General features: G+C 62.9%; 10 protein-coding genes. 5 read left to right on the plus strand and 5 right to left on the minus strand.

Going from position 1 to position 14,474, the window contains the following annotated elements; all coding sequences use genetic code 11:
- Positions 1–5: 5 nt before the first annotated feature.
- Entirely contained in the window at positions 6–1,250 is a 1,245-nt protein-coding gene (locus NKH83_RS03345) for an SGNH/GDSL hydrolase family protein (RefSeq protein WP_352802118.1), read from the plus strand.
- A gap of 37 nt (positions 1,251–1,287) precedes the next feature.
- On the opposite strand, the gene NKH83_RS03350 is transcribed toward NKH83_RS03345, so the two are convergent.
- Together NKH83_RS03350 and gltB are read right to left on the minus strand one after the other, a co-directional pair.
- Positions 1,288–2,742 carry a glutamate synthase subunit beta gene (locus NKH83_RS03350; RefSeq protein WP_254816922.1) on the minus strand — a complete coding sequence of 485 codons (1,455 nt, stop codon included), beginning with the start codon at positions 2,740–2,742 and terminating at the stop codon, positions 1,288–1,290.
- A 143-nt stretch (positions 2,743–2,885) separates the two neighbouring features.
- Positions 2,886–7,616: a glutamate synthase large subunit gene (gene gltB, locus NKH83_RS03355; protein ID WP_352802120.1), complete on the minus strand. Its 4,731-nt coding sequence runs from the start codon at positions 7,614–7,616 to the stop codon at positions 2,886–2,888.
- A gap of 427 nt (positions 7,617–8,043) precedes the next feature.
- Here gltB and NKH83_RS03360 point away from each other — a divergent pair, with 427 nt between their 5' ends.
- Entirely contained in the window at positions 8,044–9,144 is a 1,101-nt protein-coding gene (locus NKH83_RS03360; protein ID WP_352802122.1) for a threonine aldolase family protein, read from the plus strand.
- Positions 9,145–9,239: 95 nt separating this feature from the next.
- Here the strand turns inward: NKH83_RS03360 and NKH83_RS03365 are convergent, their stop codons facing one another.
- Positions 9,240–9,704: an Hsp20 family protein gene (locus tag NKH83_RS03365; protein ID WP_352478207.1), complete on the minus strand. Its 465-nt coding sequence runs from the start codon at positions 9,702–9,704 to the stop codon at positions 9,240–9,242.
- A 470-nt stretch (positions 9,705–10,174) separates the two neighbouring features.
- Here NKH83_RS03365 and NKH83_RS03370 point away from each other — a divergent pair, with 470 nt between their 5' ends.
- Positions 10,175–11,149, plus strand: coding sequence for an alpha/beta fold hydrolase (locus NKH83_RS03370; RefSeq protein ID WP_352478206.1), 975 nt, complete (start codon positions 10,175–10,177; stop codon positions 11,147–11,149).
- A 333-nt stretch (positions 11,150–11,482) separates the two neighbouring features.
- Positions 11,483–11,743 carry a styrene oxide isomerase gene (locus NKH83_RS03375; RefSeq protein ID WP_502895537.1) on the plus strand — a complete coding sequence of 87 codons (261 nt, stop codon included), beginning with the start codon at positions 11,483–11,485 and terminating at the stop codon, positions 11,741–11,743.
- Between the two features lie 149 nt (positions 11,744–11,892).
- Here the strand turns inward: NKH83_RS03375 and hisN are convergent, their stop codons facing one another.
- Together hisN and NKH83_RS03385 are read right to left on the minus strand one after the other, a co-directional pair.
- Positions 11,893–12,666 carry a histidinol-phosphatase gene (gene hisN / locus NKH83_RS03380; RefSeq protein WP_352478202.1) on the minus strand — a complete coding sequence of 258 codons (774 nt, stop codon included), beginning with the start codon at positions 12,664–12,666 and terminating at the stop codon, positions 11,893–11,895.
- Between the two features lie 326 nt (positions 12,667–12,992).
- Positions 12,993–13,934, minus strand: a complete 942-nt coding sequence (locus NKH83_RS03385; protein ID WP_352478201.1) for an N-formylglutamate amidohydrolase — start codon at positions 13,932–13,934, stop codon at positions 12,993–12,995.
- A gap of 153 nt (positions 13,935–14,087) precedes the next feature.
- On the opposite strand from NKH83_RS03385, the gene cpdR reads away from it, so the two are divergent.
- Complete coding sequence (gene cpdR / locus NKH83_RS03390; RefSeq protein ID WP_006199474.1) at positions 14,088–14,450, plus strand: cell cycle two-component system response regulator CpdR; 363 nt, start codon at positions 14,088–14,090, stop codon at positions 14,448–14,450.
- Positions 14,451–14,474: the final 24 nt, after the last annotated feature.

Consider the following 14,474-nt stretch of genomic DNA (forward strand, 5'->3'; position numbering starts at 1 on the left):
GGTGATTGGTTTCGGCTGCGCGCATCCGGTTAATCGTTCGTCGCGTGCCGATTCTGGTTCTGGCGATCGCCGTTCTGGCAGTCGGTGCCGCCAGTGCCTTTCATACCTCGGCCATGGCGCAGGAGCCGGAAAGTCGTGGCTGGTCGCTGCGCGACCTGTTGTTTCCGCGCAGAAGCGAGCGGTTTGAGCAGCCCCCGCCCGAATTCCAGAGAGAATTCCAGAGAACAAAGCCTAGGCCCAAGCTGAGAAAGCCCCGGTCAGTTCGCCGGCCGCCGCCGGCCGAGCCGACAACCCCAGTGGCCGAGAAGGCGCCGGATGCACGCGTCGTTCTGGTGGTCGGCGATTTCATGGCGTCTGGGCTGGCTGAGGGGCTCGACGCCGCCTTTGCCGAAAACACCAGCGTCAGGATCGTCGTCCGTGCCAACGGATCGTCCGGCTTCGTGCGTGACGATGTCTACAACTGGCCAGAACAGGTCAAGTCGCTGATCGCGGCCGAAAAACCGGCAGCCGTCGTCGTCATGCTCGGATCCAACGACCGGCAGCAGATGCGCGTCGGCGATGTGCGCGAGCAGCCGCGATCCGAGAACTGGACCAAGGAATACGAGCGCCGGGCCGATGCGTTCGGCAAGGCCATCGCCGCAACCAAGGTGCCGTATTTGTGGGTTGGCATGCCGGCCTTCCGGGTCTCGAAAATGACCTCCGACATGCTGGCCTTCAACGATATCTTCCGCTCGTCCGCCGAAAGCCACGGCGGCGAATTCGTCGACGTCTGGGACGGGTTTGTCGACGAGAACGGCGCCTTCATCACCAGCGGACCGGACATCAACGGCCAATCGGTGCGCCTGCGCTCCGACGACGGCATCAACATGTCGAAGGCCGGCAAGCGCAAGCTCGCCTTCTATACCGAAAAGCCGCTGATGAAGATCCTGGGGCTGGCCGCGCCGGGAAGCGTGGTGACGGCTTCTGCCCCGGCCGGCGCTCCCGTCGAGGCGCCGGCACCTGCTGCCGCGCCGATAGCTGTCGATCGCACTGTGCCGATGCTGCTCAGCGACCCGGCGCTGGACGGCGGTTCGGAACTTCTCGGCGCCGCCCCGCCGGCAAAAGCTGACAAGAATTTGCCGGGCGAAAGGCTGGTCGTCGAGGGCAAGGCGCCCGACGCCTCACCGGGCCGCGCTGACGATTTCTCCTGGCCGCCCAAGACACAGCCTGCGACGGCGGCCGCATCCGATACGACGGCGGTCCGGCAGTAAAGGCTGGCGCCTGTTTCTGTAGAGTTTCGGAACGGACTCAGCGCGGCAGCACGCTCGATCCCATCAGCGCCTCGTCGATGGCACGCGCCGCCTGGCGGCCCTCGCGGATCGCCCAGACGACCAGCGACTGGCCGCGCCGCACGTCGCCCGCCGCATAGAGCTTTTCGACGCTGGTCCTGTAGTCCCGGTCATTGGCCTCGACATTCTTCGAGCGGCGGCTGTCGGTGACGATCTTCATCTGCCCGTCGAGTTCCGAGACCGGCCCGCGAGCGGCTGGCCCGGCAAAGCCGATGGCGATGAACGCGAGATCGGCGCGGATAACGAATTCCGTGCCCGCGATCGGCTTGCGCTTTTCGTCGACTTCGCAGCATTTTACCCCGGTCAGCTGGCCGTCTTCGCCAATGAATTCAAGCGTCGCCACCTGGAATTCGCGCTCGGCGCCTTCGGCCTGCGAGGATGACGTGCGCATCTTGGTCGCCCAGTAGGGCCACACCGACAGCTTGTCCTCCTTTTCCGGCGGCTGCGGCCGGATGTCGAGCTGGGTGACGCGCACCGCGCCCTGGCGGAAGGCGGTACCGACGCAGTCGGAGGCAGTGTCGCCGCCGCCGACGACGACGACGTGCTGGCCGCCGGCGACGATCGGGCGCGACGGCCATGCCACCGACTGGATCGGCTCGCCGCCGATACGCTTGTTCTGCTGAACCAGATACGGCATCGCGTCGTGCACGCCGTCGAGATCGTCGCCAGGGATGTTGGCCGGACGCGGTGTTTCGGAACCGCCGCAATAGAGGACCGCGTCATATTCGGCGAGCAGTTCGGCGACCGGCTTGTCGACGCCGACATTGACGCCACAATGGAAGCTGACACCTTCGCCCTGCATCTGCTCGATGCGCCGGTCGATATAATGCTTCTCGATCTTGAAGTCGGGGATACCGTAGCGCATCAGCCCGCCCGGCCGGCTCTCGCGCTCATAGACATGAACATCATGGCCGGCGCGTCCGAGTTGCTGGGCAGCCGCCATTCCCGCCGGCCCCGAGCCGATGATCGCGACGCGCTTGCCGGTCTTCCGTTCCGGCGGATAGGGCCGGATATGGCCGGTCTCATAGGCTTTGTCGGCAATCGCCTGCTCGATCGTCTTGATGGCGACCGGAATATCCTCGAGGTTCAGCGTGCAGGCTTCCTCGCAAGGTGCGGGGCAGATGCGACCGGTAAATTCCGGAAAATTGTTGGTCGAATGCAGGTTGCGGATCGCGTTTTCCCAGTCGCCATTGTAGACGAGGTCGTTCCAGTCGGGGATCTGGTTGTGGATCGGGCAGCCGGTCGGTCCATGGCAATACGGAATGCCGCAATCCATGCAGCGCGCGGCCTGTTTCTCGACCTCCTTGTCCGACATCGGCAGCGTGAACTCGCGGAAATGCCGGATGCGGTCGGAAGCCGGCTGGTACTTGTGCACCTGCCGGTCGATCTCGAGAAACCCTGTTACCTTGCCCATAGTCCAGTCCCTGCTGTCCGGAAGGCACGCCTGGCGACGCACCCGTTAACCTCATAAGGCAGCCGTGGCAACCTTCAGTCCGAGGTCAGGATTGTTGATGAAGATGGTTGCCAGGACGCATGGCCTCCCGGCAATTTCCAAATCTATTCCGCCGCCACGTTCATGCGCATCCGCTCCATCTCGATCAGCGCGCGGCGGTATTCGACCGGCATGATCTTCCGGAATTTCGGCCGGAAAGTCGCCCAATCGTCGAGGATTTCGCGACCTCGTACCGAGCCCGTGTAGTGGACGTGGTTGGAGATCAGCTGGTAGAGCCGCTCCTCGTCGTGGCTGGTCATATCGCCCGATACGTCGACACGGCCCTTATGGTCGAGATCGCCGCCATGGTGGAGCAGCTTTTCCATAAGGTCGTCCTCTTCCGGAACCGGCTCCAGCTCGACCATCGCCATGTTGCAGCGTTCGGCGAAATCGCCCGCCTCGTCGAGCACATAGGCGACGCCGCCCGACATGCCGGCGGCGAAGTTGCGGCCGGTCTGGCCGATGACGACGACGATACCGCCAGTCATGTATTCGCAACCATGGTCGCCGACCCCTTCAACGACCGCGGCGACACCCGAATTGCGCACGGCAAAGCGCTCGCCGGCAACGCCGCTGAAATAGGCCTCGCCCTCGGTTGCGCCGTAGAGCACGGTATTGCCGACAATAATGGACTCGGCAGCAACGATTTTCGTGTTCTCCGGCGGGCGGATGACGATGCGGCCGCCCGACAGACCCTTGCCGACATAGTCATTGGCAGCGCCCACCAGTTCGAACGAAATCCCGCGCGCCAGAAAGGCGCCAAAGGATTGGCCGGCCGTGCCGGTGAGCTTCACCGAGATTGTGTCCTCGCGCAGGCCCTTGTGCTTGAAGCGCTTGGCCACTTCACCCGACAGCATGGCGCCCGTCGAACGGTCGACGTTGCGGATCGGCAGTTCGATGCTGACCGGCTGCCTGGCTTCGAGCGCCGGCTTTGCCAGTTCTATCAGCTTGCGGTCGAGCACGTCGTCGATCGGATGCTTCTGCCGCTCGGTCCAGTGCACCGCCGGGTGTGGCGCATCGGGCTTGTAGAACATCTTGCTGAAGTCGAGTCCGCGCGCCTTCCAGTGCTGGATCAGCTCGCGCTTTTCCAGAAGGTCGGTGTCGCCGATGATCTGGTCGAGATGGGTGTAGCCCATCTCGGCAAGCAGCGCCCGCACCTCTTCCGCCACATAGAAGAAGAAGTTGATGACGTGCTCGGGCGTGCCCTTGAAGCGCTTGCGCAGCACCGGGTCCTGCGTCGCGACGCCGACCGGGCAGGTGTTGAGATGGCACTTGCGCATCATGATGCAGCCGGCCGCGATCAGTGGCGCGGTCGAGAAGCCGAACTCGTCGGCGCCGAGCAGCGCGCCGATGATGACGTCACGCCCTGTGCGCAGGCCGCCATCGACCTGCAGCGCGACGCGCGACCTGAGGCCGTTGAGCACCAGCGTCTGGTGCGTCTCGGCAAGGCCCATCTCCCACGGGCTGCCGGCATGCTTGAGCGAGGTCAGCGGCGAAGCGCCGGTGCCGCCGTCATAGCCTGATATGGTGATGTGGTCGGCACGCGCCTTGGCGACGCCGGCCGCAACCGTGCCGACGCCGACTTCCGAGACCAGCTTGACCGATACGTCGGCCGCCGGATTGACGTTCTTCAGGTCGTAGATGAGCTGCGCCAGATCCTCGATCGAATAGATGTCATGATGCGGCGGCGGCGAGATCAGGCCGACGCCCGGCGTCGAATGCCTGACCTTGGCTATGGTTGCGTCGACCTTGTGGCCCGGCAGCTGGCCGCCCTCGCCGGGCTTTGCCCCTTGCGCGACCTTGATCTGCATCATGTCGGAATTGACCAGATATTCGGCAGTGACGCCAAAGCGTCCCGAAGCGACCTGCTTGATCGCCGAGCGTTCGGGGTTCTTGCCGCCGCCCGGCAGTGGCAGATAGCGGTCGGCCTCTTCGCCGCCCTCGCCGGTATTCGACTTGCCGCCGATGGCGTTCATGGCGCGCGCCAGCGTCGTATGCGCTTCCCTGGAGATCGAGCCGAAGGACATCGCCCCGGTCGAGAAGCGCTTGACGATTTCGGCCGCCGGCATCACCTCGTCGAGTTCGACCTTCTTGCGCCCGGTCTCTTGCGCAAGCTTGATCTTGAACATGCCGCGAATGGTCTGCGCCTGCGCCGTCTCGCTGTCGATCTGGGCGGAATAGTCCTTGAACGTCTCCCACGAGCCCTGGCGCACAGCGTGCTGCAAGGTCGCCACTGCGTCGGGCGACCAGATATGGGCCTCGCCGCGCATGCGGAACATGTATTCGCCGCCGACCTCGAGGCTGTTGCGCAGCACCGGGTCGTTGCCGAAGCCGTCGGTGTGGCGGCTGACCGTTTCGGCGGCGATCTCGTCCAGCCCGACGCCTTCGATCAGCGTCGCCGTACCGGTGAAGTACTTGTGCACGAACTCCGACTTCAGCCCGATGGCATCGAAGATCTGCGCGCCGCAATAGGACTGATAAGTCGAGATGCCCATCTTGGACATCACCTTCAGGATGCCCTTGCCGATCGACTTGATGTAGCGGGAGACGACCTCGTAGGCATCGACCTCCGCTGGCAATTCGCCACGCTTGTGCATGTCGAGCAGCGTGTCGAAAGCGAGATAGGGGTTGATCGCCTCGGCGCCGTAGCCGGCGAGACAGCAGAAATGATGCACCTCGCGCGGCTCGCCGGATTCCACGACGAGCCCGACCGAGGTGCGCAATCCCTTGCGGATCAAATGATGATGCACGGCCGCCGTTGCCAGCAGCGCCGGAATGGCGATGCGGTCCGGGCCGAGCTGACGGTCCGACAGTATGATGATGTTGTAGCCGCCGGCGACCGCCGCCTCGGCGCGCTCGCATAGCCGGTCTATAGCGCCCTGCATGCCGGCCGCGCCTTCATTCGAAGCATAGGTGATGTCGATCGTCTTGGTGTCGAAACGGTCCTCGGTGTGGCCGATGGAGCGGATCTTTTCGAGATCGCCATTGGTCAGGATTGGCTGGCGTACTTCGAGCCGCTTGCGGCGCGAATTGCCGACCAGGTCGAAGATGTTGGGCCGCGGCCCGATGAAGGACACCAGGCTCATCACCAGTTCCTCGCGGATCGGGTCGATCGGCGGGTTGGTGACCTGGGCGAAATTCTGCTTGAAATAGGTGTAGAGCAGCTTCGATCTGTCCGACATCGCCGAAATCGGCGTGTCGGTGCCCATCGAGCCGACTGCTTCCTGGCCGGTGGTCGCCATCGGCGACATCAGCAGCTTGGTGTCTTCCTGGGTGTAGCCGAACGCCTGCTGGCGGTCGAGCAGGCTGACGTCCCTGCGCAGGGCGCGCGGCTCGACCGGCTTCAAATCTTCGAGGATGAGCTGGGTGTTGGCGAGCCAGCTCTTGTAGGGGTGCCTGGTCGCGATCTCCGACTTGATCTCCTCGTCGGAAACGATGCGGCCCTTGTCCAGGTCGATCAGCAGCATGCGGCCGGGCTGCAGCCGCCACTTCTTGACGATCCTTTCCTCCGGCACCGGCAGCACGCCGGCTTCCGAGGCCATGATGACGCGGTCGTCATCGGTAACGATGTAGCGCGCCGGCCGCAGCCCGTTGCGGTCGAGCGTGGCACCGATCTGGCGGCCGTCGGTGAAGGCAACCGCCGCCGGCCCGTCCCACGGCTCCATCAGGGCTGCGTGATACTCATAGAAGGCTTTGCGGTCCTGACCCATCAGCTTGTTGCCGGCCCAGGCTTCCGGGATCAGCATCATCATGGCGTGGGCGAGCGAATAGCCGCCCTGCGTCAGGAATTCGAGCGCATTGTCGAAGCAGGCGGTGTCCGACTGCCCTTCGTAGGAGATCGGCCACAGTTTCGAGATGTCGTTGCCGAACAGTTCGGAATCGACCGAAGCTTGGCGCGCCGCCATCCAGTTGACGTTGCCGCGCAACGTGTTGATCTCGCCATTGTGGGCAACCATGCGGTAGGGATGCGCCAGCTTCCACGACGGGAACGTGTTGGTCGAGAAGCGCTGGTGGACCAGGATCAGCGCCGTCTCGAAACGCGGGTCGGTGAGGTCCTTGTAGTAGGCTCCGACCTGATAGGCCAGGAACATGCCCTTGTAGACGATGGTCCGCGACGACATCGAGACGACATAGAAGCCGTTGTCGACGCCTTTGGTCTCCTCGTGGATACGTCCGGAAATGACCTTGCGCAGGATGTAGAGCCGCCGCTCGTAATCGTCGTCGTTCTCGATCTCGGCGCCGCGGCCCAGGAACACCTGCCGGTGCACCGGCTCGGAAGCGGCGATGTCGGGCGCCTTGGACAGCGACGAATTGTCGACCGGCACGTCGCGAAAGCCGAGCAGCGGCTGGCCCTCGAGTTGCGCCACCTCGGCGATGATGCCTTCGATATGCGCCTGCAGCTCCGGGTCGCGCGGCATGAACACCTGGCCGACGGCATAGTGGCCGGGCTTCGGCAGTTCGACCCCTTGCTTGGCCATCTCCTCGCGGAAGAAGCGGTCCGGCAGTTGCACCAGCACGCCGGCGCCGTCGCCCATCAGCGGATCGGCGCCGACCGCGCCGCGATGCGTCAGGTTTTCGAGCACGGCAAGGCCGTCCTCGACGATCTGATGCGACTTCACGCCCTTCATGTTGACGATGAAGCCGACGCCGCATGCATCATGCTCGTTGCGCGGATCATAGAGGCCGTGCGCGGTATAGCCGGTGTTGGTTCGCCGAATATTGGTCAGGGACGGATTTTTGACGGCTGCCGCTTTCTTCTGCGCGGCCTTCGTCGCAGATGGCGTCATGTCCGTCATCGTCCTGTCCTCCGTTCCGTCCCCTTCGGGCGCTGGTTTCCGTCGGGAAGCGCGTGGCTCCCCTTTCAATCTTGCGGCACGTCTTGCGAAATTCTTGCCGACCGTGCGGCTTTCCGCATCGTTCGCATATGGTATTCGTACAGGCCGGAGCCAGGCTGTCTAGCTGTCGCTCGCGGCGATGGCCGCAGAGGCGCAATCATATGCCAATGCGGCCAGTTTTGTGCGACAAAATAAGACAGCACTACTGTCCTAAATTTTTATGACAGAAATTTTGGATGCACACAAGACCGATTCACAAAATTCTTGAAGCTTTCGCGACAGAAAATTGCGTGGAACGCGGTATCAGCGTAACCTTTGGTCACTGCATGTACGCTCATGCATTTCGCTGGCTTTAGCGGATTTTCGGTATCTGCCCCTTGCGGCCGGCATGCGAAAGCGGCCAAGCTCGCCCCGATTTCCCCAGCATAGGCGGACGCATGATTTCGCTTCCGACAATTGGGCAGGCGCCCATCCCCGTATCGCTGCCGGCCTGTCGGCCCATGCCGACGGCTTCTCCACCGCTTATGGCGACGGTGTCCTCGACAAGGCAGTTTACCAGCGCTTCAATGAAATCTTCGAATGCGAAGTCGCGGTGTTTTTCGTCGCCACCGGCACCGCTGCCAATTCGCTGTCGCTGACTACCTATAACAAGCCAGGCGGCATTTCCTTCTGCCATCGCGAATCGCACGTTATCGAGGACGAATGCGGTGCACCGGAATATTTCACCGGCGGTTCGCGGCTTTATACAGTCGAAGGCGCGCTCGGCAAGATCGATGCCGGCAATCTGGAACGGGCGGTGGAGCGTTTCGCACCCGAAAACGTCCATTCCGGGCGGCCGGTTGCCGTTTCGATCACTCAGTCGACCGAGGTCGGTACCGTCTACACGCTGAACGAAATCGCCAGGATTTCGGCGATCGCAAAGCAGCACGGACTGCCGCTGCACATGGACGGGGCCCGCTTTGCCAATGCGCTCGTCGCGCTGGAAACGACGCCGGCCGAAATGACCTGGAAGCACGGTGTCGACATCCTCTCCTTCGGCGGCACCAAGAATGGCTGTTGGTGCGCCGAGGCGATCGTGCTGTTCGACCTCGAGCGAGCCAAGGAATTGGCCTTTTTGCGCAAGCGCGCGGCCCAGCTGTTCTCGAAATCGCGCTTCATCGCCGCGCAATTCGATGCTTATTTCCGGGGTGGGCTATGGCTCGATACGGCACGGCACGCCAATGCGATGGCGGCACGGCTTGCCGCGGCGATAGAAGATTCGCCTTCCGCCCGGCTGGCCTGGCTGCCGCAGGCGAACGAGGTCTTCGCGGTCATGAAAAAGGCCGAGGCCGAAAACATGCAAGCGGCAGGCGCGGCCTTCCATGACTGGCACAGGCCGCTCGGCTACGATGGCCACATCGGCGAGGACGAAGCGCTCTACCGCTTCGTCACCAGCTTCGCGACCACGCCCGACGAGGTCGACCGTTTCGGCTACCTGCTTGCCGGTTAGGAAGCCTTACCCCCACCAGCAAAAAGAGCGGCGCATTGCTGCACCGCCCTTTCTTCCCGGGGAGTTGGCGTCCCCAGAGAACTTAGCTGCCTGGCTTAGGCGGCAGTCTTGGCCTCGATCTGCTTGGCCTTGGCCGGAGCCGAGGTGATCGCGATCTTGCGCGGCTTCAGCTCTTCGGGGATGTTGCGCTTGAGGTCGACGGAGAGCAGCCCGTTCTTCAGCGCGGCGCCGACAACCTCGACGTGATCGGCAAGCTGGAAGCGGCGCTCGAAGGCTCGGCTGGCGATACCGCGATAGAGCAGTTCGGAGCCTTCGCCATTGCCTTCCTCCTTGCGCTCACCCTTGACGGTCAGCACATTGCGGTGAGCTTCGATCGAAATCTCATCTTCCGAGAAGCCGGCCACAGCCATCGAGATGCGATAGGCATCCTCGCCCGTGCGCTCGATGTTGTAAGGCGGATACGTCTGGCCTTCTGGCTGCGCAAGCGAATCGAGCATGGTGAACAACCGGTCGAAACCGACGGTCGAACGGTAGAGCGGGGAAAAATCAACGTGACGCATGATGTGTTCTCCTGTTGAGCAACAAGGTTGCGTATGGCCGGTGCGAAACCCGTAACAGCGTTCCGGATGGGCCAGCGGCCCCGACATTGGCGACCGCATGACAGATTTGGGAAGCGGACGACGGCATTTCAAGATTTTCCCGCGTCCAAACGGGACCGGTCTCGGCCGACGTCCCGATCCCGATGAACGGCAGATGAACCGTGGCTTCGGCGAGCGTTCAGCCAGACGGCATTAAAACTGTTCTCGAGATAACGAACAGGTCGCGAAAAAGGCGACACGACGAGGCCGAACCGGGTGCAACGTCCCTTCCTCCCGGGTCGACAGAGGCCGGAAGTACGCCCAAGGCTGCTTCCGGCCTTATTTCTTCGCTGCCTGTCGACTTCCCCGGCGTCTCGAATTCCTTTGCTTTTGGCGCATGGGCGTTTATGCCTGACTTGCGCCCGTCGGCACCGACACCAGCCAAACACCGTATGACCGATCTTTTCCACCAGACCCCCGTCTTCCACGAAACTCCGGACAATCCGCTGCCGGAAAACGCAGCCGGTGGCTTCTTCACCACGCGCGACGGCAAGAAGATCCGCTATGGGCTGTTTGCCGCTGTTGCCCGCCCCATGAAGGGCACCGTGGTCGTCCTGACCGGCCGCAACGAGTGCATCGAGAAGTATTTCGAGACCATTCGCAACCTTGCCGACCGGGGCTTTGGCGTGGCAACCCTCGACTGGCGTGGCCAGGGCGCTTCCGATCGGATGATCGGCGACCGACAGCGCGGCCACGTCCAGAGCTTCTTCGACTATACCGGTGATCTGGAGCAGTTCTTCGAAGAGATCGTGCTGCCCGATTGCCGAGGACCCTACTACATACTGGCCCATTCGGCTGGCGCGGTGATTGCGCTGCTTGCCGCGCCCTCAATGGCGAACCGCGTGCGCCGCATGGTGCTGATCGCACCGTTCTTCACGGTGCCCGACCTGCCGGTTTCGGTAAAAACCGTTCGCCGCATCTGTTCGCTGTTCTGCCTTCTCGGCCTCGGCCGGCTCTATGCCGCATGGGGGCCGCGGCCGAAGGAATCGGTGCCCTTCGCCATGAACAAGCTGACCAGCGACCCGGCGCGCTATCGGCGCAATACGCTGATCTACGAAACCTATCCCCAGTTGGCGCTCGGCGGACCGACGATCCGCTGGCTGAAGGCGGCCACGGAAGCATCCTTGATCGTCAGCGACCCGGATTTCATGGCCAAGATCCAGGTGCCCTTGCTGATGATTGCCGCCGGCGCCGACCAGGTCGTCTCGACCAGGGCAGTCGAAGCCTATGCGAGACGTCTGCGCGTCGGCTCGCTAGTGATGATCGACGGCGCCCGCCATGAGATCCTCCAGGAAGCCGACCTCTATCGCGAGCAGTTGCTTGCGGCATTCGATGCCTTCATCCCCGGAACCGGCGACGCTGTTTGACCGCTTCGCCGGCGCCCGCCGACAAGGCCCGCACGGGTCGCTTGTCCGGCGCAGCGTGCCCCCTTATTCCCGTTCAGGCATCGAGCGCTAGCTTGCTGCCAAAGAGGTTGGAGGCCATTCGCCGGGAGAAAAACGACCATGAACGCATCGAACACGCTGTCACGTCAGGGGCATCGGCTACTGCAGATTGGCGTCGCGCTGCTGCTGTTTTCGTCATTCGAAGGGTTGCAATACCGTATCTCGCCGCACCGCGGCTCGGACTGTCCGCGCACACGCTCGGCGCCCTGGAGGGCGTTCTCTTGCTGGCGCTAGGCCTCACATGGTCTAGGCTCAATCTCGGCGCGGCGACGTCGCGGATTGCATTGGCTGCTGATCTATTCGGCTTTGGCGATCCTGGCCGCCTACGTGATCGCCAGCGCCTGGGCGGCCGGCAACGAGACTATGCCGTTAGCGGCCGGAGCCTTCCACGGAAGTGCCCTTCAGGAAGCAGTGATCAAAGGTGTGGCGTATTCGTCCGCGCCGACCGGCCTCATCTCTTTCGTGCTCATTTTGTGGGGCCTGCGTCTCTCGGATGCTTGGCCTGCCGATAGCTAATGCATGTCGCGCAAAAGTGCGCAGCGGTTGTGCGATAACGACATACAAAAAATGCGAGCGCGCGCCATTCAACGCGCGACGCACTTTGGAACCGTACCGCGGTTTCCGTCGGATTTGCGCAAAAACCAGACGCGTGGGTGCACGGATGCCTAGCCGCGCAGCGCCGCCATCGCCGCCGCGTGCAGTTCCGGTGTCGCCGCCGCCAGGATGTCGCCGCCGTTTTCCGCCGGCCCGCCTTCGAAGGTGGTGACAACGCCGCCTGCCTTCTCGATGATCGGGATCAGCGCGACGATGTCGTAGGGTTTCAATCCGGGATCGGCGACGATATCGACGCTGCCCGCGGCCACCATGGCGAAGGCATAGCAGTCGGTGCCGTAACGGGCGAGCTGGACCTGCTTCTCGAATACGTCGTAGCGCAGGCGCGCGTCTCCCTTGAACAGCGCCGGCGTGGTGGTGAACAGCGTCGCCTCGGCGAGATTCGTCGTCTTGCGCGTGGCGAGTTTTCGCGGGCCACCGGGACCTTCATAATGCGAGCCGGAGGCATTGGCGTAGAACAGCTCGCCGGTGAAGGGCTGCGACATCATGCCGGCGACGGCATCGCCGTCGACCGTCAGCCCGACCAGTGTTCCCCATACCGGCAGGCCGGAAATGAAGGCGCGCGTTCCATCAATCGGATCGATCACCCAGACATGCCGGCTGGAGATGTTTTCACTGCCATGCTCCTCGCCGAGGATGCCGTGATCGGGGTATTGCGCGTTGATCAGCGCCCGGATGGCCCGCTCGGCCTCGCGGTCGGCCTCGGTGACGGGGTCGAAGCTGCCGCGCTCCTTGTTGGTGACCGCGCCCTGATTGCGGAAGCGCGGCAAGGTCTCGGCCGCGGCGGCATGCGCAACGCGCCGCATGAACTCGATGCTGACGTCCAACTGATTCTCCCGCTCCAGCATGTTTGAGATGCCCGTTAGCCCACGGTTTTATGCCGAAACAAGGGCGTTCGGAGCCTTTCGCTGGACGCTAACTGTTGCTCGAATGCAACGCAATCATCGTGGAAATGCAATTTCCACTTCACAGTGAATTAAAAAAGCCGGAACGCGCCTTGACATTTGTGCAGCGCACAATACGTTTGTTCTCGGACAGCGTTCCTGTCCATGCCCTCCTTGGGCGTTTCCTCCCTAGACTTCGACCGTGTCGTGCAAACGATGCGGTCTTTTTTTATGCCGCCGCATGAGCGGCGAGTGCCGCGATTCCGGCGCTATTCTGCGGCCAGAGGCAGATCCATGAAATTGTGATCGGGCATCGCCATCAGTTCGGCTGAAAACCGCGCCAGATCGTCCGCCAGGGCGTCGAAACCAGATGATCTCTGGAACGTCCGCTCATTCATGTAGAGCCCGCGATTGACCTCGATCTGCAGCGCATGCAGATGGCGCACCGGGCGGCCATAGTGCTCCGTGATGAAGCCTCCGGCATAGGGCTTGTTGTGGGCGACGCTGTAGCCCATGCCGGTGAGCAGGCCGATCGCGGTTTCGGTCAACGCCGCCGCGGCCGAGATGCCGAAACGGTCGCCGACGATGAAATCCGGCCGCAATCCGCTGTCGCCGACCCTTATGCTTGCCGGCATCGAGTGGCAGTCAATCAGCACGGCATAGCCGAAGCGCGCATGGGTTCTGGTCAAGAGCCGTTTCAGCGTCTCGTGATAGGGCTTGTAGACCGCTTCGATGCGCGCCACGGCTTCCGCCAGCGGCAAGCGGCCGGAATAGATATCGAGCCCCTCGCCTACAAGCCTGGGCACGGTGCCGAGTCCGCCGGCCACCCGCGCTGAGCGGATGTTGCAGAATGACGGCACCGGTTCGGCGAACATGCGCGGGTCGAGTTCCCACGGCTCCCGGTTGACGTCGAGATAGGCACGCGGGAAGTTTGCCGCCAGCATCGGCGCCCCTAGCGCGACGGCACCGCCGAACAATTCCTCGACATAGCAGTCCTCGGAGCGACGGATCGCGTTGCGGTCCAGCTTGGCCATCGCCATGAACCGGTCCGGATAGTAGCGGCCGCTATGCGGCGAGTTGAAGAGGAAGGGAACGCGCTGTTCGGCGCCCGATCGGATTTCGAAGGGTGGAACGACCGAAAAATCCTCGGCTGCCGTTTTCAATTTGAACGAACCCGGGAATACCAATGCATCATGATAGGAAAGTGCCACCTCGCCGCTCGCATGTCCAGCCGCCGAAGCGCCAGCCAAATCAGGATTGTGCGCCCAACGTTCACTTGATGTTTACCGTCACCTCCTCATATACAGCATGGTTAACGGGCTTGCCGCACGGCATTGTCGGTTGGGTGATTCGGACGGGACAAGATGGCACGCATTCTGCTGGCGGAAGACGACGACGACATGCGCCGGTTCCTCGTCAAGGCGCTGGAGCGCGCCGGTTATCAGGTCAGCGATTTCGACAATGGCGCCAGTGCCTATGAGCGGCTGCGCGAGGAGCCTTTTTCGCTGCTTTTGACCGACATCGTCATGCCCGAGATGGATGGCATCGAGCTCGCCCGTCGCGCCACCGAGATCGATCCTGACCTCAAGGTGATGTTCATCACCGGCTTCGCCGCCGTCGCCCTGAACCCTGACTCCAAGGCGCCGAAAGACGCCAAGGTGCTATCGAAGCCGTTCCACCTGCGCGACCTCGTCAACGAAGTCGAAAAGATGCTGCAGGCCGCCTGACGCGCTTTTTGTCGCGTCTTGACC

Source organism: Mesorhizobium sp. M0909, from assembly GCF_040319515.1.
Classification (GTDB): Bacteria; Pseudomonadota; Alphaproteobacteria; order Rhizobiales; family Rhizobiaceae; genus Mesorhizobium.